We start from the raw sequence: 17,680 nt of genomic DNA on the forward strand, positions 1-17,680 counted from the left end.
GGGACAATTCATGGCCGACCATAGCGAAGTGGCGTACAGCACCGCCGACGGCAACGACTACGTTGCCCACGAGCAGACCTACGAGGGCTTCATCAAGCTGGTGAAGTACGGCACGGTCTCGGTCGCGCTTATCGTGATCCTGATGGCGATCTTCCTGACCTGATCCACCGCCTGCAGCACCGCCAGCGTCGTCGGTGCCCATAAAATTTGCAATCAAGCCGGATTGAAAACCGGTATCCAACGTTGCGGGAGTAACGCTAAGTTCGCGTGCGCGCTCTTTCCCGCGTCGCCGGAGGGCCTATGAAGATCGCCGTTGCCAAGGAAATCGATCCGTCGGAGCCGCGGGTCGCCGCTTCGCCGGATACGGTGAAGAAGTTCAAGGCGTTAGGCGCCGAGATCGCCATCGAGCCGGGCGCCGGCCTCAAGTCGGGTCTGCCGGATTCCGAATTCGCCGCCGTGGGCGCCACCGTCAGCGCCGACGCGCTGAAGGACGCCGACATCATCATCAAGGTGAAGCGCCCCGAAGCCTCCGAGTTGGCCCAGTACAAGCGCGGCGCGCTCGTCATCGCCATCATGGACCCCTATGGCAACGAGGCCGCGCTGAAGACGATCGCCGATGCCGGCGTCTCCGCCTTCGCGATGGAATTGATGCCGCGCATCACGCGCGCGCAGGTGATGGACGTGCTGTCCTCGCAGGCCAACCTCGCCGGCTACCGCGCCGTGATCGAGGGCGCCGAGGCCTTCGGACGCGCCTTCCCGATGATGATGACCGCGGCCGGCACGGTGCCCGCCGCCAAAGTGTTCGTGATGGGCGTCGGCGTCGCCGGCCTCCAGGCGATCGCGACCGCGCGCCGTCTCGGCGCCGTCGTCACCGCGACCGACGTCCGGCCCGCCACCAAGGAGCAGGTCGAATCGCTCGGTGCAAAATTCCTCGCCGTCGAGGACGAGGAATTCAAGAACGCGCAGACCGCCGGCGGCTACGCCAAGGAAATGTCCAAGGAGTACCAGGCCAAGCAGGCCGCGCTCACCGCCGAGCACATCAAGAAGCAGGACATCGTGATCACCACCGCGCTGATTCCGGGCCGGCCTGCGCCGAGGCTCGTTACGGCCGACATGGTCAAGTCGATGAAGCCGGGATCGGTGCTGGTCGATCTCGCTGTCGAGCGCGGCGGCAATGTCGAAGGCGTCAAGGCGGGCGAGGTCGCCGAGGTCGATGGCATCAAGATCGTCGGCTACACCAACGTCGCCGGCCGCGTCGCGGCGTCGGCCTCCAGCCTCTACGCGCGCAATTTGTTCAACTTCATCGAAACGATGGTCGACAAGACCAGCAAGGCGCTGGCCGTGAACTGGGACGACGAACTCGTCAAGGCGACCGCGCTGACCAGGGACGGCGCCGTCATCCACCCGAATTTCCAGCCGAAAGCGTAAGGAGAGCCGTCATGGAGCATATCGCACAAGTCGTCGATCCCTTCGTCTTCCGGCTGTCGATCTTCGTTCTCGCCGTCTTCGTCGGGTATTTCGTGGTGTGGTCGGTGACCCCGGCGCTGCATACGCCGCTGATGAGCGTGACCAATGCGATCTCCTCGGTGATCGTGGTCGGAGCGCTGCTCGCTGTCGGCGTCGGCATGATCTCGAGCGGCTCAGGCTGGGCGCGCGGCTTCGGCTTCATCGCGCTCATTTTCGCCTGCGTGAATATCTTCGGCGGCTTCCTTGTCACCCAGCGCATGCTGGCGATGTACAAGAAGAAAGTGAAGTGAGCGGCGTGCACCTCGGGGTGACAAAGGCAAAGGGGACCTGAGATGAACGCCAATCTGGCTGCAGTTCTGTATCTCGTGGCGGGTGTGCTGTTCATCCTGTCACTGCGCGGGCTGTCCAGCCCCGCCTCATCGCGGCAGGGCAATTTCTTCGGCATGATCGGCATGGCGATCGCGGTCGCCACCACGCTGGCCAGCCATCCGCCGGCGGACGGCCTCGCCTGGATCCTCGTGATCCTTGGCATCGCGATCGGCGGCAGCGTCGGCGCGGTGATCGCGCGCCGCGTGCCGATGACCTCGATGCCGGAACTGGTCGCCGCGTTCCATTCGTTGGTCGGCATGGCCGCGGTGCTGGTCGCCGCCGGTGCGTTCTACGCGCCGGAGGCCTTCGACATCGGCAGCCCCGGCAACATCCATCCGCAGAGCCTGGTCGAGATGTCGCTCGGCGTCGCCATCGGCGCGCTGACCTTCACCGGTTCGGTGATCGCGTTCCTGAAGCTGTCCGCGCGCATGAGCGGCGCGCCGATCATCCTGCCGTTCCGCCACATCATCAACATCGCGCTCGCGATCGCCCTTGTCGTCTTCATCGTCGGGCTGGTGATGTCGGGCAGCGCGCTCGACTTCTGGCTGATCGTCATCATCGCGCTGGCCCTCGGCGTGCTCATGATCATCCCGATCGGCGGCGCCGACATGCCGGTCGTCATTTCGATGCTGAACTCGTACTCGGGCTGGGCCGCGGCCGGCATCGGCTTCACCCTCGGCAATTCCGCGCTGATCATTACCGGCGCGCTGGTGGGATCAAGCGGCGCGATCCTGTCCTACATCATGTGCCACGCGATGAACCGCTCTTTCATCTCGGTCATCCTCGGCGGCTTCGGCGGCGAGACCGCGGCGGCGGGCGGTGGCGGCGGCGAGCAGAAGCCGGCCAAGCTCGGCTCGGCCGACGACGCCGCCTTCATCATGAAGAACGCGCAGAAGGTCATCATCGTGCCCGGCTACGGCATGGCGGTGGCGCAGGCCCAGCATGCGCTACGCGAAATGGGCGACATCCTGAAGAAGGAAGGCGTCGAGGTGAAATACGCCATTCACCCGGTCGCCGGCCGCATGCCCGGCCACATGAACGTGCTGCTGGCCGAAGCCAACGTGCCCTATGACGAGGTGTTCGAGCTCGAGGACATCAACTCCGAATTCGCGCAGGCCGACATTGCTTTCGTGATCGGCGCCAACGACGTCACCAATCCGGCGGCCGAAGAGGACAAGACCTCGCCGATCTACGGCATGCCCGTGCTCCAGGTCTGGAAGGCCGGAACCGTGATGTTCATCAAGCGCTCGCTCGCCTCGGGCTATGCCGGCATCGACAATCCGCTGTTCTATCGCGACAACACCATGATGCTGCTCGGCGACGCCAAGAAGGTCACCGAGAACATCGTCAAGGCGATGTAACGCGGAGACAAACCGACCATTGCGAATGCGACGCGCGAGCAGCGCGTCGCATGGTACGCCGCTCAGCAGGTGGCGTGCGGGCGCCTCAACGTTCCGGGGGCCTCGGGCGGTGTCATGAAATTGCTGCGGAGCTGCTGCAAAGCCCTGAACGGGGGCCGGGCCGCGTCATCATGACCATCGTCAAGTGGATCGCCATCCTGCTCGTGACCGTCTATTTCGCCGGTCTCCTCGTGCTGTATGTCAGGCAGCGCGAGATGCTGTTTCCGATCCCGCCCGTCGGCCGCACCGCGCCGGACGCCGCAGGCCTCCCTGAGGCCGAAGAGCACGTCCTGACCGCCACCGACGGCGAGAAGGTCATCGTCTGGCACGTGCCGGCGAAGCAAGGCCGTCCCGTGATCCTGTATTTTCCGGGCAATGGCGATTATCTCGCCGGTCGCGTCAGCCGCCTCAAGGCCATGACGGCGGACGGCACCGGCCTCGTCGCGCTGTCCTATCGCGGCTATGCCGGCTCGAGCGGGGCGCCGAGTGAGGCCGGCCTGCTGCGCGATACCGCGGCCGCCTACGCCTTCACCACTGCGCGCTACGCGGCGGAGCGAATCGTCGCCTGGGGCTTTTCACTCGGGACCGGCGTGGCGGTCGCGCTCGCCTCGGAGCATCGTGTTGGAAAACTCATCCTGGAAGCGCCCTATACATCGACGGCCGATATTGCAGCTTCATCGTTCTGGTACGTTCCGGTGCGTCTGCTGATGCGCGATCCATTTCATTCCGACGAGCGCATCCCGCGCGTCACTGTGCCGCTATTGGTGATGCATGGCACCGATGACCTTGCCATTTCCATCGTGTTCGGAGAGCGTCTGTTCGTGCTCGCGCATGAACCGAAACAGTTCGTTCGCTTTGCGGGCGGCGGACACGATAATCTCGATGCGTTCGGTGCGATTGAAACGGCGAGGCGCTTCATTGCTTTCTAGACGACTTTTCGTTCGGCGCGGGAGCGGGTTCATCGCCGCGATCCTCGTCGTGTTGTTGCCACAGCACGCATGGGCGGCGACCGGACTCGACGGCGCGGTGATGGGCTGGCCCTATGCGCTGCCCTTTGCCGGCCTGCTGCTGTCGATCGCGCTCGGGCCACTGCTGTTTGCAAAGGTCTGGCACCACCATTACGGCAAGATCGCCGCGGCCTGGTCGCTGCTGGCACTCGCCTCGCTCGTCATCCTTGCCGGGAGCATGGCGACGTTGGCCGCGCTCGTTCACGCCATGCTCGCCGAATATCTCGGCTTCATCGTGCTGCTGTTCTCGCTCTATGTCGTGGCTGGCGGCATTCTCGTGACGGGCGACATCAAGGCGACGCCGGCATCAAATGCCGGCATCCTCGCGCTCGGCACGGTGATGGCGAGCGTCGTCGGCACCACGGGGGCGGCCATGATCCTGATCCGCCCTCTGATCCGCGCCAACCGGCCGCGGCGCTACAACGCCCATGTCGTCATCTTCTTCATCATCCTGGTCGCCAATGTCGGCGGCGCGCTGAGCCCGCTCGGCGATCCCCCGCTGTTCGTCGGCTTCCTGCATGGCGTCGACTTCTTCTGGACCACGCGGACCATCTGGCTGCAGACGGCGATCGTTGCCGGACTGCTGCTCGCGATCTTCGTCGTCATCGACGTCTGGCGCTTCCGCAGCGAACCCTTGCCCGGCGCTGTCGGCGCCGCGAAGCCGGTCCGCATCCGCGGCCTCGTCAACCTGGTGCTGATCGCGGCCGTCGTCGCAAGCCTGCTGGCCTCGGCGATGTGGAAGCCCGGCATCGCCTTCGACGTTCTCGGAACCAGGCTGGAGCTGGAAGACATCGTCCGCAACGCGGCGCTGCTGGCCATAGCGGCCCTGTCGGTGTGGTTGACGCCGGACGAGCACAGGCAGGCCAACGGCTTCACCTGGGAGCCGATCCGCGAAGTCGCGAAGCTGTTCGCCGGCATTTTTATCGCGATCATCCCGGTCATTGCCATGCTGGATGCCGGCCATCACGGCGCGTTCGCCTGGCTGTTGTCGGCCGTGACAGGGCCGGACGGCACGCCGCGCGAGGTTGCCTATTTCTGGTTCACCGGTCTGATGTCGGCGTTTCTCGACAATGCGCCGACCTATCTGTTGTTCTTCGAGCTCGCCGGCGGCGACCCGCAGGTGCTGATGCATGAGCTCTCGGGCACGCTCGCTTCCATCTCCATGGGCGCAGTCTACATGGGCGCGCTCACCTATATCGGCAATGCGCCGAATTTCATGGTGAGCAGCATCGCAAGCGAGAACGGCATCGAGATGCCGAGCTTCTTCGGTTATTTCGTGCGCGCCAGCGCGGTGCTGATCCCGCTGTTCGTGCTGCTGACGCTGCTGCCGTTCGCTCCGATCCTGCGCTGGCATTGAATCTGCCGCCCGATTTGCTACTGCTTGACTGAGACAATTGGAGCCGATGGATAAGCGCGCACAATCCGATGCCTCGGTCGGCCTGGATCTTTCCGGCGCTGGCCGTGCGAGGCGCATCTGTCGGGCCGGACCTTGGTGCTCAGTGTCGTGCTGCTGCTGATTGCGCTGCTGGCGGTCGTGTTGCTGTCCAAGAAATTCTCGCTGGTAGTCGATGCCGTCGCGGCCAGGATCGGTGCGCCGCCTGCCTTTGCCGGACTTCTGGTCGCGCGCCTGATCCTGCTGCCGGAAGGCGTCGCGGCCGCCTCGGCGGTCCGCAAGAACGACCTCCAGAAGAGCATCAACCTCGCGCTCGGCTCGTCGCTGGCCACCATCGGGCTGACTATCCCGGCGGTCGGTGTCGCCACCTATGCGCTCGACAAGGAACTCACGCGCGGCCTCAGCGGCCAGGGCAGCGTGCTTTTGCTCCTGACCTTCTTCCTGAGCATGCTGACCTTCGGTACGAGCAGGACCAATGTCCTGTTCGGGTTGGTCCATATGGTGGTATTTGCCGTCTATGTGTTCATGGTTTTCGTGCCTGAACCGGTTTTCCGGATGATGCCCCAGGAGAGTTCCGATGATTGCCGCCGAGTCCGAGGTTCAGATCGACAATGACCAGGTTCGGGTGACCGAGTGGCGGCTCGCGCCAAACAGCGCCACCGGCCATCACACCCACGGCATGGACTACGTCATTGTTCCCGTGGTCGCAGGGGAAATGACCATCGTGGCACCCAATGGCGAGCGGTCCAAAGCACAGCTTGCGGCCGGGAAATCCTATTTTCGCAAGGCCGGCGTTCAGCACGACGTGCTTAACGAAACCGCAACCGAGATCGTGTTCCTTGAGGTCGAGCTGAAGCCGTAATTCCGGCGTACCCCTTTGCCATTGATCTGTCGCAGTTGATCCCTCACTATGCCTCAAAGTTCCCGCATCAGATCGCGCGGGGAGTGGCCGGAATGCTGAAATACATTGCTAAAATCTCGATGGACATCTTCCCCTCGGTGCTCGCAACGATCATCGGGGCGTACATCGTTAATCATTACATCAACGCCAAGCCCGCGGCGGATGCACCCGCGGCCGTGATGGCTCCCGCCGAGGCTGGCAAGAACGGAAAGCCCGCCGATCTGGCCAACTTGCCCGCGCCCGGCGTCAAGGCCAAAGTCATTTCCGAGAAGAAGGTGACGGACAAGCCGGCGGCCGAGAAGACTGCCGATCAGCCGGGTGCTGAGCCCAAGACCACTGAGAAGTCGATGGCGGACGTGGCGCCGCCCGAGGCCGCGCCGCGCGGCAAGCCGTCAGCGCGCGAGAAGGCAGTCGCCAAGTCCACCCCGGCCGTCAGTGCACCCGCTCCCGCCACCCCGGTGGTGGAGGCCAATTCGGCGCCGGCTGCTGCCGCGCCGGCCGCAACCCCCGACGCCAACGATCTCGTGCGCGCCGCGATCGAGCGCCTGCGCAAGTCGCCTGAGAGCAAAGCGGCTGAGGCCAAAGCTTCCGACACAAAGGCTTCCGACAACAAGTCTTCCGAGACCAAGTCTTCCGAGACCAAGTCGCCCGAGAAGATTCAGGAGTCTGCGGTGCGTGAAGCCGCCCGCACCCCGGAGGCCCCGCGTGTCATTCCCGTGGATACGTCATCGGTGCGTCCGTTGCCGCCGCCGATCACGGTCTCGACACCAGCAGCCGAGGCCTATGGCAATGGCGGCTCGTCGCAGGCGGGCCCGCCCTATACGGCCTCGGTCGGCAACGAGAACCCGAATCGGCTGACGCCCCCGGCTGATATTCCGGTCCCGATGATCGCGCCCCCGCTCGATCTGCGCGCCGATGCCGGAGCGTCCATGCCGCGGCCGAAGACCAATGTCGCCGACGACATGCTGTCGGGCGTCAAGTCCATGTTCCATTCCGTTCTGCCGAAGAGCGTCACCCCGGATTAAGACGGCGCCTGCGCTGCGCCAGAATTGTCAACCGCCGACGCGGGCGAGGCCGCTGCGGGCGACGTCGTCGCGTGGACGAAGCGAGACCGCCTTGGCGTAGGACGCTGCCGCCTTGGTCCTGTCGCCCAGCCGTTCATAGGCTTGCCCGCGTATGGTCCAGACTTGGGCATTGTGGGGATCGGCCTCGGAAGCCTCATCCAGGTCGGCCGCGGCCTCCTTGACCTTGCCGAGGGCGAGATAGCTGATGGCGCGGCCGAGCAGCGGCTCGACCTTTTGCGGGTTTAGGCCGCTCGCGGCGCTGAAATCGGCGATCGCGAAATCGTGCTGGTTCTTGCCCTGGTAGATCAGGGCGCGGCCATAGAGCGCCTGCGCATTGTAGGGATCGAGTCCGACCGCGTGATTGAACTCCTCGAGCGCGGCCGCCGTCTCGCCGGACTTTGCCAGGGCTTGGGCCTTTGCCGTATGGGCCTGGGCCTCACTGACATTGCCGGCGCTGACCACGTTTTCGGCGGTCGCAGCTGTCTTGGGTGCCTCCTGCGGCTTCTCCTTCTCCGGCGTCAGCGATCCCAGGTCGAAGGAGCAGCCGCACAGCGAAATCCCCATCAAGGCCAGCGCAAACGGCTGTAGCAAGATCTGGCGTAACCGCGCCAAGCCGCGCTTGGGGAAAGGGGAGGCCATCTACGGTTCGCTCGCGCTGGTGCCGCATCGGTAGTGCCCCATCCCAGGAAGGCACCGTTCACAAACAATAACGCGGGCCAGGGGCCCGCGTTATCGAAAACTGAAGTCTCTCAAGTTTGGTAAATCAGCGCGGTCCGCGCGGACCAGCACTTGCACCAGCACCAGCACCAGCACCACCGCGACCGCCACGATCACCGCCGGGGCCGGCGCCGAACACCGGCTTCGGCTTCATCGGCAGCAGGCCTTCGCGCTGCAGCTTCTTACGGGCCAGCTTGCGTGCGCGACGCACGGCTTCGGCCTTTTCGCGGGCCTTCTTCTCGGAGGGCTTTTCGTAGTGACCGCGGAGCTTCATCTCGCGGAAAATACCCTCGCGCTGCATCTTCTTCTTGAGCGCCTTGAGGGCTTGATCGACATTGTTATCGCGAACGAGAACCTGCACGCGGCATCCTCTTCAGTGGATCGGATTTGAATTCTGGTAAGTCAAAGGGGATGGCGAAACGCACACGCCCTTAACCTTGAGGGCGCGGATGTATCAGACAAAACTTGGGATGTCCACCGGCCAAGCGGGTTTTCGGGCCAAGTTCAGCCATTAAATGAGGCAAAATACCTCTGCGCGGCCCTGATTTGGGAGATTTGACGCCAAGGGTGGGGCCGTTTCCGGAGCTTTGTTCCGGTATCTTTGAAAGCAGGGGACGACACATGGATATGAAGAAATACGCGGCCGAGGCTATCGGCACCTTTTGGCTCACATTCGCAGGTTGCGGAAGTGCTGTGATCGCAGCCGGCTTTCCGCAGGTCGGCATCGGCCTGGTCGGTGTCTCCCTCGCATTCGGGCTGAGCGTGGTCACCATGGCCTACGCGATCGGCCACATCTCAGGCTGCCATCTCAATCCGGCCGTCACCGTCGGTCTTGCCGCCGGCGGACGTTTTCCGGCCGGACAGATCCTGCCTTATGTGATCGCGCAGGTCGCCGGCGCGATCGTGGCCGCGTGGCTTCTCTACGTCATTGCAAGCGGAGCTCCCGGCTTCGACGTCAGCAAAGGATTCGCGTCCAACGGCTACGACGCCCATTCTCCCGGCCAGTACAGCATGATCGTGTGCTTCCTCACCGAGGTGGTGATGACCATGATGTTCCTGTTCATCATCATGGGCGCCACCCACGGCCGCGCGCCCGCGGGCTTTGCGCCGCTGGCGATCGGGCTCGCGCTGGTGATGATCCATCTCGTCAGCATCCCCGTCACCAACACCTCGGTGAACCCGGCGCGCAGCACGGGACCGGCGCTGTTCGTCGGCGGCTGGGCGACAGCACAGCTCTGGTTGTTCTGGGTTGCGCCACTGATCGGGGGCGCGCTGGGCGGGGTGATCTATCGCTGGCTCAGCGACGAACCCACCGGCGTCGTCGCTGGCGCAAAGACGGCGTAATCGCAAAGCGGGATCGCGGCATGCGCCGCGGTCCCGTCAATCGCCGGTCGTGGGTCGCACTTCGGTGACATGCCCCATCTTGCGGCCGGGGCGCGGTGCGCCCTTGCCGTAGATGTGCACGGTCGCGCCCGGCACGCTCAGCCATTTGTCATATTCGTTGATCTCGTCGCCGATCAGATTGGTCATGGTGACGACCTCGCCGTGGCGCACGGGCTTGCCGAGGGGCCAGCCGGCAATGGCGCGGATGTGCTGCTCGAACTGCGAGACGGATGCGCCGTCGAGCGTCCAGTGTCCGGAATTGTGCACGCGCGGAGCGATCTCGTTGACCAGCACCTTGGGTCCGGTGCCGTTGGCGAGCACGAACATCTCGACGGCAAGCACGCCGACATAATCGAGCGCGCCCGCGATCTTGCCGGCAATGCTGCGCGCTTCCTCGGCGAGCACGTCCGGGATCCGGGCGGGCGCTCGGGAGATCTTCAGGATGTGGTCGCGGTGCTCGTTTTCGGTGACGTCGAAACACTCGACCTGGCCTGTCGCGGAGCGGGCGGCGATCACGGAAATCTCACGTTCGTACGGCACGAAGGCTTCCAGGATGGCCGATTTGGTGGCGAGACTGGTCCACACTTTCGCGACGTCGTCGCCCTCGCGGATGATGGCCTGGCCCTTGCCGTCATAGCCGAAGCGGCGGGTCTTCAGCACCGCCGGAAGGCCGATCCTGGCGATAGCCTCGCGCAACGACGGGACCGAGGTGACGTCGGCATAGGCTGCGGTGCCGATGCCCAGCCGCGTCACGAAATCCTTCTCGGCGAGCCGGTCCTGGGTGGTCTCAAGGATCTTGCGGTTGGGCAGCACGGGACGGCGCGCATCCAGCACCATCGCGGCCGCGGACGGCACGTTCTCGAATTCGTAGGTGATGACGTCGACGTCGTTGGCGAACAGCTCGAGTGCTTCGACATCGGCATATTCGGCGCAGGTCGCATTCAGGACGACGTCGAAGGCCGGTGAATCCGGATCGGGCGAGAACACCTGGCAGCGCAGGCCGAGCCGTGCCGCCGCCATAGCCAGCATCCGCCCCAATTGTCCGCCGCCGAGGATGCCAATGGTGTCGCCGGGCTTCAGCTTCACCTGCTTTGCGTCAGTCACGCCTTGTCCTCCGGGCGCTCGGCCACGGCCTCGGTCTGCGCCTTGCGCCAGGCGGCGAGGCGATCGGACAAGGCCGGGTCGGATAAGGCTAGCACGGCGGCCGCCAACAGCGCCGCATTGATGGCGCCGGCCTTGCCGATGGCGAGGGTGCCGACCGGGATGCCTGCGGGCATCTGGACGATCGAATAGAGCGAATCGATGCCCTTCAGCGTCCTGGATTCGACTGGGACGCCGAACACGGGCAGTTCCGTCAGCGCTGCCGCCATGCCGGGCAGGTGCGCAGCGCCGCCCGCGCCGGCGATGATGACCTTGTAACCGGCCCCCTTGGCGCCCTTGGCGAACGCAAACAGCCGGTCGGGGGTGCGGTGTGCCGAAACGATGCGAGTGTCGGCGACAACGCCGAGCGCTGCAAGCGTGTCGGCGGTATGCCGCATCGTGTCCCAGTCCGACTGGCTTCCCATGATGATGGCGATTGGCGCGGTCATGACGTCAATTGTGCTCGAAAAACAGGAAGATAGGCCAGATTAGCGGTTCCGGCCGGTTGCTCGCAAGGCGGTGGCAAGGAGAAGGGAATGCACTATCCTGTCTTGGTGAATCCCCGCAAGCCTTCATTGAGCAGGATGCCCATGAAGAAACCAAAAAGGGCGAGCGCTGCGAAGGCCAAAAAGGGCCCGAAAACCAGCGCCGGTCGCTCCAAAGTTGCTCCCAAGCGTCTGGCCGAGAGTCGGGCCAAGGGCCCGGCCAAAGGTCCGGCCAAGCTTCCGGCGCGGCGTGGAGCGTCGGCCGCTGGCGGCGCCAAAGGGGCTATGAAGCCGGCCGTCAACGCGACCATCCGCGACCTCCGGAGCAAGCTCAAGGGGGCGCTGCGGCGGGTCGCGGAGCTCGAGGCAGCCGCCGACACTGACTTCCTGCTGGAAATTCCGAACCGGCGCGGCTTCGAACGCGAGCTCGCTCGCGCCGTCGCCTACATGAAGCGCTACCGCGCCAGCGGCGCGCTGATCGTCCTCGACGTCGATCGGCTGAAGCCGATCAACGATTCCTTCGGCCATGCGGCCGGCGACGAGGTGCTGAAGGCGATTGCCGCCACGCTGACGCGGCAGATCCGCGCCTCGGACGTGGTGGGCCGCCTCGGCGGCGACGAGTTCGCGCTGCTGCTCTGGAATCTCAGCGAGACCGACGCCAAGGCGAAGGCCGCGGCTTTCGAGCAGGCCGTCGACGAATTGTCCTTTGTCTTTCGCGGCCAGCACGTGAGCGCGGGCGCTTCCGCCGGCGTCGCCCCGCTTGGAGTGCAGTCCGACGCCACGCGGGCCCTGGAGGAGGCCGATGCCGCCATGTATGTGCGCAAGGCGCACCGGCGGCACGAGCCGCGCATCAGGCTCGTCAGCAGCTAGTTAAAGTGTGCCGAGGTCTTTCGGTACGTTGCCGAAGCTGCGGAGCAGTTTGGCGTCGCCGAATTCGCCGGTCATGGGATCGCCGCTGCGGCTGAACGCGACCGCGCCGGTGTGGCCGGCGCCGTGCGACATGATCTCGGCGCGCCGTAGCGCGGCCGCCGCGCTCTGGCATTCCTCGGCCGCACCTGCGACCGGCGAGCCGTCCTCGTCGGTCAGGAAAGGTAATGCAACGTAATAGGTGACATCGGACATGGTCGGCTCCGATAGCTGACACTCAGGCGGCGCTGCTCTTGCTGCGCGAGGTCTCCGGAATGCAGCCTGCGGAAACCGCCGCCTGCAATTCCTCCAGCTCGGCCTCCAGATATTCATTGGCCATGATCAGCGCCTTGATGGTGCTGCGCAGATTGCCGTCGCACATCGCGATCGCCTGATCACAGGCTTGTTCATAATGGCTGTTGTCGAGAAGGGCGGCTGCCGACATCTGCGTTTTCCTTGGACGGTTTTCCGGGGGCGTTGGTGTCCAAATGTTCTTATTTTGTTCCTTTTGAGTCAAGCGGATTCACATGCGGCGGGTCGCCGTGAGCTGTCCTCCTGTGGATCAGGCGATGATATCGGGCGTGATCTGGTCTTCGATGAACGCGATACGGTCACGCAACAACAGCTTGCGTTTCTTCAACCGCTGTAACCGCAACAGGTCGGGGGCGGGCGATTGATGCAGTGCATCGATCGCTGCATCAAGATCTCGGTGTTCCTGGTGCAACCGGGCGAGCTCGGATTCGAGTTCGCGCGCATCTTCATTGGTCATGTCTGCGGTGGCCGAAAAACCGATAGGCGTGAGATTAAGGCTGTGGATGCCCTGTGGAAACTATCGTCCTTGCGCGCCGTGATCGCAAGCGATCTCGGGCTGTCCCGCGTCGATCTCCCGCGGGATATTTCTGCGGTCGCTCCGACGTTGCGCAAGCGCATTGATATCACGGATTTTTCCCGCGTGGTTCCCTTACTCACGCTTCGTTACATATGAATTTTCAAAAATGACAGTGCGACGACGGTTACCCATCGACAGAACGAATCGGTGATGTACACTTCGTCGTCCGGTCGAATCCAAGGTTCACCCCTACCGAGGAGGTTTCGAATGACAATTCAGGCACATCTGGTTGAATTGGAACGGAAGCACAAAACTCTCGAAAACGAATTGCACGAAGCTCTCGTGCACCTTTCAACAGACGACCTGCAAATTGTTGAGTTGAAGCGCCGGAAGTTGATGGTCAAGGACCAGATCGAGCGTCTCAGGCACGGCGACACGCTCCACTAGTAACCCCGTAACAGCGTAGAGTTGATCGCACCCTTTCAGGCAGGGATGGGAGCCTTTGCGCTCATCCCTGCTGCAAGGCGCGCAGCGTGCAAGGATTTCGCGGCTCTAGCTTCTTGTCTGGACGCGCTTCTTTACGCGCAACCGGAATCCCCTTCGCTTTAAACCACTAGATGTTTGCGAGCTCGGCAACGTGATCCGCGATCGCGAGCGATGACGTCAATCCGGGCGACTCGATGCCGAACAGATTGATCAGGCCTTCGACGCCGTGATCGCGCGGGCCCTGCATCAAGAAATCCTGCGTGGCCACCGCCGGCGGCACGATCTTCGGGCGGATGCCCGAATAGCTCGGCATGAGCGCGCCGTCAGGCAACGTCGGCCAGTATCTGCGGATCGCCGGGTAGAAGCGCTCGGCGCGTGACGGGTCGACCTCATAGTCGATCGTCTCGATCCACTCGACGTCGGGGCCGAAACGCGCTTGTCCTGCCATGTCCAGCGTCAGATGCACCCCTAGCCCACCGGGCTCGGGCACCGGATAGATCAGGCGCGAGAACGGTGCCCTGGCATTGCAGCTGAAGTAGTTTCCCTTGGCGAGGTAGGCCGTCGGGATCCGTTCCAGCGGCATGCCCTCGATGTTGCGCGCCACGGTGGTCGCCGAGAGCCCGGCGGCGTTGACGAGGAGGCTGCATTGCAGCGTCATCGGCGCTTCGCCGCCCGCCTCGATCTCGATCACGCCGGCGGTCGCCTTGGCACGGATCAGCGGGGTGTGGAACGCGAAGGCCGTGCCCGCGTCCTCGGCTTCGCCGCGCAGCGAGAGCATGTAGGCGTGGCTGTCGATGATGCCGGTCGACGGCGACAGCAGCGCGGCGTCGCAGGCGAGCGCCGGCTCCAGCGCACGTGCCGCATCGCCCGTGAGCAACTGCATGTCGAGCACGCCGTTGGCCTCGGCATGCGCCTTGATCGATTGCAGCTTCTCGGTCTCTTTCGGATTGGTCGCGACGATCAGCTTGCCGCAATTCCTGTGCGGGATGCCGCGCTCGGAACAGTAACGATAGAGCGCGTGCTTGCCGTCGACGCACATGCGCGCCATCCAGCTTCCGGCGCGGTAGTAGATGCCGGCATGGATCACCTCGCTGTTGCGCGAGGAGGTGATGGTGCCGATGGCCTCGGCTTGCTCGAGCACGATCACCTCGCGCCCGGCTTGCGCCAGCTTTCGAGCCACCGCGAGCCCGATCACGCCGGCTCCGATGACGACGCAGTCCACCCTATCCATGGTTGTGCAGGACGTCCGCTCGAAGCGACGAAGGCCTCACGCCTGGGAACGGCGGCGCGGGGGCGTTTTCCGTTAAGGAAGCATTTATCATGTCAGGGCAATTGCCGTATTTGATGCCACATTTTTCCGTTGCTCGTACAGGCGTTTACCCGATCCAAACCCGCCAGGCCAGACAATCCGACGTTGAAATCGCGGGTGGCTGATGGCTGAGAAGAACTGGCACGCGGGCAGCGCGCTTCCGATTGCGATGCAGGCCGTCGTGTGCCTGGCCGCAGCGGTCGCGCCTGCGCGCGCCTTTGCCCTCTCCGACAGCTTCAGCCCTCCGAGCTACCTCGGCCATCTCGATCCCAACGTGATCTGGGAAGCCCTGATCGCGGGAATTGTGATCTGTTCGTTCTTCGCCGCGATCGCGCTATGGATCCATTCCTCACTGCGCCGGACTAGGCGTTTGCAGCTGCGGCGCAATGCCTTTGTCTCCTCCGCCATGAACAACCTCAACCAGGGCGTGGTGATGACGGATGCGCAGCGGCGCATCATCTTCTGCAACGACCGCTATCTCGATATCTACGGCTTGATGCGGTCGGACATCTGGGCCGGAATGACCGGCCACGACATCCTTGAGCTGCGGCGCCAGCGTGGCGTGCTCGGCGGCGCTTCCGACGACGAGTTCTATGAAAAGGCGGCAAGCCCGAACGGCCTGATAACCGAACTGCCGGACGGGCGGGCCATCCTGGTGAAGTATTTCGTGCTGCCCAACGGCGGCTCGGTGGCGACCCATCTGGACGTCAGCGAGCAGCGCAGGCTGTCCCGACAGCTCGCCTCCACCAAGCAGTTCCTGGAAACATTGCTGGACCACGTACCGGCCTGCGTGGCGGCGAAGAACATCGAGGATGGTCGCTACATTTTCGCCAATAGCGCCTATGAACGCTTCTGGGGTTTCTCACGCGATCATGCCGTCGGCAAGAACGCCCGCGAGCTGTTTGCGCCCATCTCGGCGGACAGCATCGAGGCGACCGACCGGGCGGCACTCGATTCGCCGGAGGGCCAGTTTCGCAACGAATTCGAGGTCGATCGCGCCGGTGAGCGGCGCATGGTTGCCTCGATCCGGATCGTGGTCCGCAACGAGAGCAACAAGCCCGAATTCCTGATGCTCGTGTTCGAGGACATCACCGATCGCCGCTCGCTGTCGAAGGAGCTGGAGAGCACGAAGAAGTTCCTGGAGCTCGTGGTCGACAACATCCCGGTGGCCCTGATCGTCGAGCAGGTCAAGGACGGCCGCTACCTGCTCGCCAACCGCAGCGCGGAGACGATCCTCAACCGCAGGCGCGAGGAAGCCACGGGCCTGACCGCGTCCGACATCTTCAATCCCAAGGAAGCCAAGCTGATCATCGCGCGCGACGAAGCCGCGATCAAGAAGCGTGGGATGATCACCGAAGAGCACCCGATCTCCACCAAGGACGGACTGCGGCTGTTCCTCACCCGCCGCGCCACCGTGCTGGGCGACACCGGCGAGCCGCAATATCTGATCAAGACCCACGAGGACGTCACCGATCGCCGGCAGACCGAGTCGCGCATGGCGCACATGGCCTATCACGACGGCCTCACCGATTTGCCGAACCGTGCCGCTTTCCTGCAGGCGTTGACCCAGATGATCGAGGCCTGCGAGGGCACCGGCGAGGAGTTCGCGGTTCTGTGCGTCGATCTCGACGGCCTCAAGGAGGTCAACGACGTCTTCGGCCATGCGCACGGCGACAAGCTTCTGGTCGAGGTGGCCCAGCGGCTCCAGGATTCCGCGCGCGGCGGCGTGGTGGCGCGCCTGTCCGGCGATGAGTTCGGCCTGATCATCGACGGCAAGCAGCCGGAGGCAGGCCTCGCGCTGGCGCAGCAGATCGGTGATGCCGTCGCCAAGGAATTCCAGATCGACGGCCGCCCGGTCCGCGCCGGCGTCACCACCGGCATGTCGATCTTCCCGCACAACGGCGCCGACGCCGCCTCGCTGCTCGCCAATGCCGGCGCGGCGCTGTTCCGCGCCAAGCAGAAATCGCGCGGCACGATCAGCCTGTTCCAGCCGGAGATGGACCAGCAGATCCGCGATCGCCGCGTCCTGCACCAGGACCTCTCGATGGCGATCAAGAATGGCGAGCTCTCGCTCGCCTTCCAGCCGCAGGGGACTGCGGGCCACAGCGTCGCCGAGAGCGATATCATCGGCTTCGAGGCGCTGGCGCGCTGGCAGCACCCGGTGCGCGGCCAGGTTTCCCCGGCCGAATTCATTCCGATCGCGGAGGAAAGCGGCCTGATCGTCGAGATGGGCGAGTGGATCCTGCGCGAGGCCTGCCGCGAGGCCGCCTCCTGGCCGACGCCGCTTCAGGTCGCGGTCAACCTGTCGCCGGCGCAGTTCATGCACGGCGACGTGGTCGGGCTCGTCCATTCCATTCTGATCGAGACGGGTCTCGCACCCGGCCGGTTAGAGCTTGAGATCACCGAGGGCGTGCTGATCGAGGACTTCGATCGCGGTCTTGCGCTGCTGCGCCGGCTCAAGGCGCTCGGCGTGCGCATCTCCATGGACGATTTCGGCAGCGGTTATTCCTCGCTGAGCTATCTCCAGGCGTTCCCGTTCGACAAAATCAAGATCGACCGCGCCTTCATCATCAATCTCGGCCGCAACCCGCAATCGGCGGCGATCGTGCGCGCGGTGATCGATCTCGGCCATGGCCTGGAAATGTCGATCGTCGCCGAGGGCGTCGAGACGTTGGAACAACTTGCCTTCCTCGCCGCGGAAGGCTGCGACGGCGTGCAGGGCTATCTGCTCGGCAAGCCCCTGCCGATCGGGAAATATGCCGGCCTCGTCGGTCGCGCCGAAGTCATGGAGCTTGCGCTCAAGACCGGTTAGTGATGGTGGGCG

20 protein-coding genes and 1 pseudogene are annotated in these 17,680 nt (G+C 64.2%); 13 read left to right on the plus strand and 8 right to left on the minus strand.

Annotation, left to right across the window (positions count from 1 at the left end; all coding sequences use genetic code 11):
* Positions 1–10 precede the first annotated feature (10 nt).
* The 9 genes and pseudogenes from IVB40_RS04440 to IVB40_RS04480 all read left to right on the plus strand — a co-directional run bounded on the left by IVB40_RS04440 (position 11) and on the right by IVB40_RS04480 (position 7,562).
* On the plus strand, positions 11–163 hold the full coding sequence (locus IVB40_RS04440) for an aa3-type cytochrome c oxidase subunit IV (protein ID WP_007596280.1): 153 nt from the start codon (positions 11–13) through the stop codon (positions 161–163).
* A gap of 137 nt (positions 164–300) precedes the next feature.
* Positions 301–1,428, plus strand: coding sequence for a Re/Si-specific NAD(P)(+) transhydrogenase subunit alpha (locus IVB40_RS04445; protein WP_247818194.1), 1,128 nt, complete (start codon positions 301–303; stop codon positions 1,426–1,428).
* Between the two features lie 11 nt (positions 1,429–1,439).
* On the plus strand, positions 1,440–1,757 hold the full coding sequence (locus IVB40_RS04450) for a proton-translocating transhydrogenase family protein (RefSeq protein WP_007596278.1): 318 nt from the start codon (positions 1,440–1,442) through the stop codon (positions 1,755–1,757).
* Positions 1,758–1,799: 42 nt separating this feature from the next.
* The gene (locus IVB40_RS04455; RefSeq protein ID WP_247818195.1) at positions 1,800–3,197 is read left to right on the plus strand and encodes an NAD(P)(+) transhydrogenase (Re/Si-specific) subunit beta; all 1,398 of its coding nucleotides are present in this window, start codon (positions 1,800–1,802) and stop codon (positions 3,195–3,197) included.
* A gap of 170 nt (positions 3,198–3,367) precedes the next feature.
* Complete coding sequence (locus tag IVB40_RS04460) at positions 3,368–4,165, plus strand: alpha/beta hydrolase (RefSeq protein WP_247818196.1); 798 nt, start codon at positions 3,368–3,370, stop codon at positions 4,163–4,165.
* A complete protein-coding gene (locus IVB40_RS04465; RefSeq protein WP_027570359.1) occupies positions 4,119–5,600 on the plus strand; it encodes a sodium:proton antiporter in 1,482 nt (493 codons plus the stop codon). Before IVB40_RS04460 ends, IVB40_RS04465 begins: the two co-directional genes overlap by 47 nt.
* A gap of 111 nt (positions 5,601–5,711) precedes the next feature.
* Positions 5,712–6,176, plus strand: a pseudogene (locus tag IVB40_RS04470) (ionic transporter y4hA); the annotation flags it as partial.
* 37 nt (positions 6,177–6,213) lie between these two features.
* Positions 6,214–6,498, plus strand: coding sequence for a cupin domain-containing protein (locus IVB40_RS04475; protein ID WP_027570360.1), 285 nt, complete (start codon positions 6,214–6,216; stop codon positions 6,496–6,498).
* Between the two features lie 92 nt (positions 6,499–6,590).
* Positions 6,591–7,562, plus strand: a complete 972-nt coding sequence (locus IVB40_RS04480; RefSeq protein ID WP_247818197.1) for a hypothetical protein — start codon at positions 6,591–6,593, stop codon at positions 7,560–7,562.
* A 27-nt stretch (positions 7,563–7,589) separates the two neighbouring features.
* On the opposite strand, the gene IVB40_RS04485 is transcribed toward IVB40_RS04480, so the two are convergent.
* Both IVB40_RS04485 and rpsU read right to left on the minus strand, forming a co-directional pair.
* Entirely contained in the window at positions 7,590–8,240 is a 651-nt protein-coding gene (locus tag IVB40_RS04485) for a tetratricopeptide repeat protein (protein ID WP_247818198.1), read from the minus strand.
* A 124-nt stretch (positions 8,241–8,364) separates the two neighbouring features.
* Entirely contained in the window at positions 8,365–8,679 is a 315-nt protein-coding gene (rpsU, locus tag IVB40_RS04490; RefSeq protein ID WP_247818199.1) for a 30S ribosomal protein S21, read from the minus strand.
* 260 nt (positions 8,680–8,939) lie between these two features.
* On the opposite strand from rpsU, the gene aqpZ reads away from it, so the two are divergent.
* Entirely contained in the window at positions 8,940–9,662 is a 723-nt protein-coding gene (gene aqpZ, locus IVB40_RS04495; RefSeq protein WP_027570363.1) for an aquaporin Z, read from the plus strand.
* A gap of 36 nt (positions 9,663–9,698) precedes the next feature.
* On the opposite strand, the gene IVB40_RS04500 is transcribed toward aqpZ, so the two are convergent.
* Positions 9,699–10,805: a 5-(carboxyamino)imidazole ribonucleotide synthase gene (locus tag IVB40_RS04500; protein ID WP_027570364.1), complete on the minus strand. Its 1,107-nt coding sequence runs from the start codon at positions 10,803–10,805 to the stop codon at positions 9,699–9,701.
* Entirely contained in the window at positions 10,802–11,290 is a 489-nt protein-coding gene (gene purE / locus IVB40_RS04505) for a 5-(carboxyamino)imidazole ribonucleotide mutase (protein ID WP_247358276.1), read from the minus strand. Before purE ends, IVB40_RS04500 begins: the two co-directional genes overlap by 4 nt.
* A 141-nt stretch (positions 11,291–11,431) precedes the next feature.
* On the opposite strand from purE, the gene IVB40_RS04510 reads away from it, so the two are divergent.
* Positions 11,432–12,196: a GGDEF domain-containing protein gene (locus IVB40_RS04510; protein ID WP_247818200.1), complete on the plus strand. Its 765-nt coding sequence runs from the start codon at positions 11,432–11,434 to the stop codon at positions 12,194–12,196.
* On the opposite strand, the gene IVB40_RS04515 is transcribed toward IVB40_RS04510, so the two are convergent.
* From IVB40_RS04515 to IVB40_RS04525, 3 genes are all read right to left on the minus strand, one after another.
* A complete protein-coding gene (locus tag IVB40_RS04515; protein WP_027570367.1) occupies positions 12,197–12,448 on the minus strand; it encodes a hypothetical protein in 252 nt (83 codons plus the stop codon).
* A gap of 22 nt (positions 12,449–12,470) precedes the next feature.
* A complete protein-coding gene (locus tag IVB40_RS04520; protein WP_027570368.1) occupies positions 12,471–12,677 on the minus strand; it encodes a hypothetical protein in 207 nt (68 codons plus the stop codon).
* A gap of 117 nt (positions 12,678–12,794) precedes the next feature.
* Positions 12,795–13,001: a DUF465 domain-containing protein gene (locus IVB40_RS04525; RefSeq protein WP_027519980.1), complete on the minus strand. Its 207-nt coding sequence runs from the start codon at positions 12,999–13,001 to the stop codon at positions 12,795–12,797.
* Between the two features lie 327 nt (positions 13,002–13,328).
* Between IVB40_RS04525 and IVB40_RS04530 the strand changes: the two genes are divergently transcribed.
* Positions 13,329–13,508: a DUF465 domain-containing protein gene (locus tag IVB40_RS04530; RefSeq protein WP_007596254.1), complete on the plus strand. Its 180-nt coding sequence runs from the start codon at positions 13,329–13,331 to the stop codon at positions 13,506–13,508.
* Between the two features lie 166 nt (positions 13,509–13,674).
* Here IVB40_RS04530 and IVB40_RS04535 read toward each other — a convergent pair whose 3' ends face one another.
* Positions 13,675–14,778, minus strand: coding sequence for an NAD(P)/FAD-dependent oxidoreductase (locus IVB40_RS04535; RefSeq protein WP_247818201.1), 1,104 nt, complete (start codon positions 14,776–14,778; stop codon positions 13,675–13,677).
* 202 nt (positions 14,779–14,980) lie between these two features.
* On the opposite strand from IVB40_RS04535, the gene IVB40_RS04540 reads away from it, so the two are divergent.
* A complete protein-coding gene (locus IVB40_RS04540; protein WP_247818202.1) occupies positions 14,981–17,668 on the plus strand; it encodes an EAL domain-containing protein in 2,688 nt (895 codons plus the stop codon).
* The last annotated feature ends 12 nt before the right edge of the window (positions 17,669–17,680 follow it).

It is taken from the genome of Bradyrhizobium sp. 40 (genome assembly GCF_023100925.1).
Classification (GTDB): domain Bacteria; phylum Pseudomonadota; class Alphaproteobacteria; order Rhizobiales; family Xanthobacteraceae; genus Bradyrhizobium.

What these genes read in the sequence shown, in the direction of transcription:
- IVB40_RS04485 (WP_247818198.1), bottom strand. Translation starts at nt 8,240, where the DNA reads ATGGCCTCCCCTTTCCCCAAGCGCGGCTTGGCGCGGTTACGCCAGATC.
- IVB40_RS04535 (WP_247818201.1), bottom strand. Translation starts at nt 14,778, where the DNA reads ATGGATAGGGTGGACTGCGTCGTCATCGGAGCCGGCGTGATCGGGCTC.
- IVB40_RS04460 (WP_247818196.1), top strand. Translation starts at nt 3,368, where the DNA reads ATGACCATCGTCAAGTGGATCGCCATCCTGCTCGTGACCGTCTATTTC.
- IVB40_RS04515 (WP_027570367.1), bottom strand. Translation starts at nt 12,448, where the DNA reads ATGTCCGATGTCACCTATTACGTTGCATTACCTTTCCTGACCGACGAG.
- IVB40_RS04540 (WP_247818202.1), top strand. Translation starts at nt 14,981, where the DNA reads ATGGCTGAGAAGAACTGGCACGCGGGCAGCGCGCTTCCGATTGCGATG.
- IVB40_RS04445 (WP_247818194.1), top strand. Translation starts at nt 301, where the DNA reads ATGAAGATCGCCGTTGCCAAGGAAATCGATCCGTCGGAGCCGCGGGTC.
- IVB40_RS04480 (WP_247818197.1), top strand. Translation starts at nt 6,591, where the DNA reads ATGCTGAAATACATTGCTAAAATCTCGATGGACATCTTCCCCTCGGTG.
- IVB40_RS04525 (WP_027519980.1), bottom strand. Translation starts at nt 13,001, where the DNA reads ATGACCAATGAAGATGCGCGCGAACTCGAATCCGAGCTCGCCCGGTTG.
- IVB40_RS04510 (WP_247818200.1), top strand. Translation starts at nt 11,432, where the DNA reads ATGAAGAAACCAAAAAGGGCGAGCGCTGCGAAGGCCAAAAAGGGCCCG.
- IVB40_RS04455 (WP_247818195.1), top strand. Translation starts at nt 1,800, where the DNA reads ATGAACGCCAATCTGGCTGCAGTTCTGTATCTCGTGGCGGGTGTGCTG.
- IVB40_RS04530 (WP_007596254.1), top strand. Translation starts at nt 13,329, where the DNA reads ATGACAATTCAGGCACATCTGGTTGAATTGGAACGGAAGCACAAAACT.
- IVB40_RS04450 (WP_007596278.1), top strand. Translation starts at nt 1,440, where the DNA reads ATGGAGCATATCGCACAAGTCGTCGATCCCTTCGTCTTCCGGCTGTCG.
- IVB40_RS04465 (WP_027570359.1), top strand. Translation starts at nt 4,119, where the DNA reads ATGCGTTCGGTGCGATTGAAACGGCGAGGCGCTTCATTGCTTTCTAGA.
- aqpZ (WP_027570363.1), top strand. Translation starts at nt 8,940, where the DNA reads ATGGATATGAAGAAATACGCGGCCGAGGCTATCGGCACCTTTTGGCTC.
- IVB40_RS04520 (WP_027570368.1), bottom strand. Translation starts at nt 12,677, where the DNA reads ATGTCGGCAGCCGCCCTTCTCGACAACAGCCATTATGAACAAGCCTGT.
- IVB40_RS04440 (WP_007596280.1), top strand. Translation starts at nt 11, where the DNA reads ATGGCCGACCATAGCGAAGTGGCGTACAGCACCGCCGACGGCAACGAC.
- purE (WP_247358276.1), bottom strand. Translation starts at nt 11,290, where the DNA reads ATGACCGCGCCAATCGCCATCATCATGGGAAGCCAGTCGGACTGGGAC.
- IVB40_RS04475 (WP_027570360.1), top strand. Translation starts at nt 6,214, where the DNA reads ATGATTGCCGCCGAGTCCGAGGTTCAGATCGACAATGACCAGGTTCGG.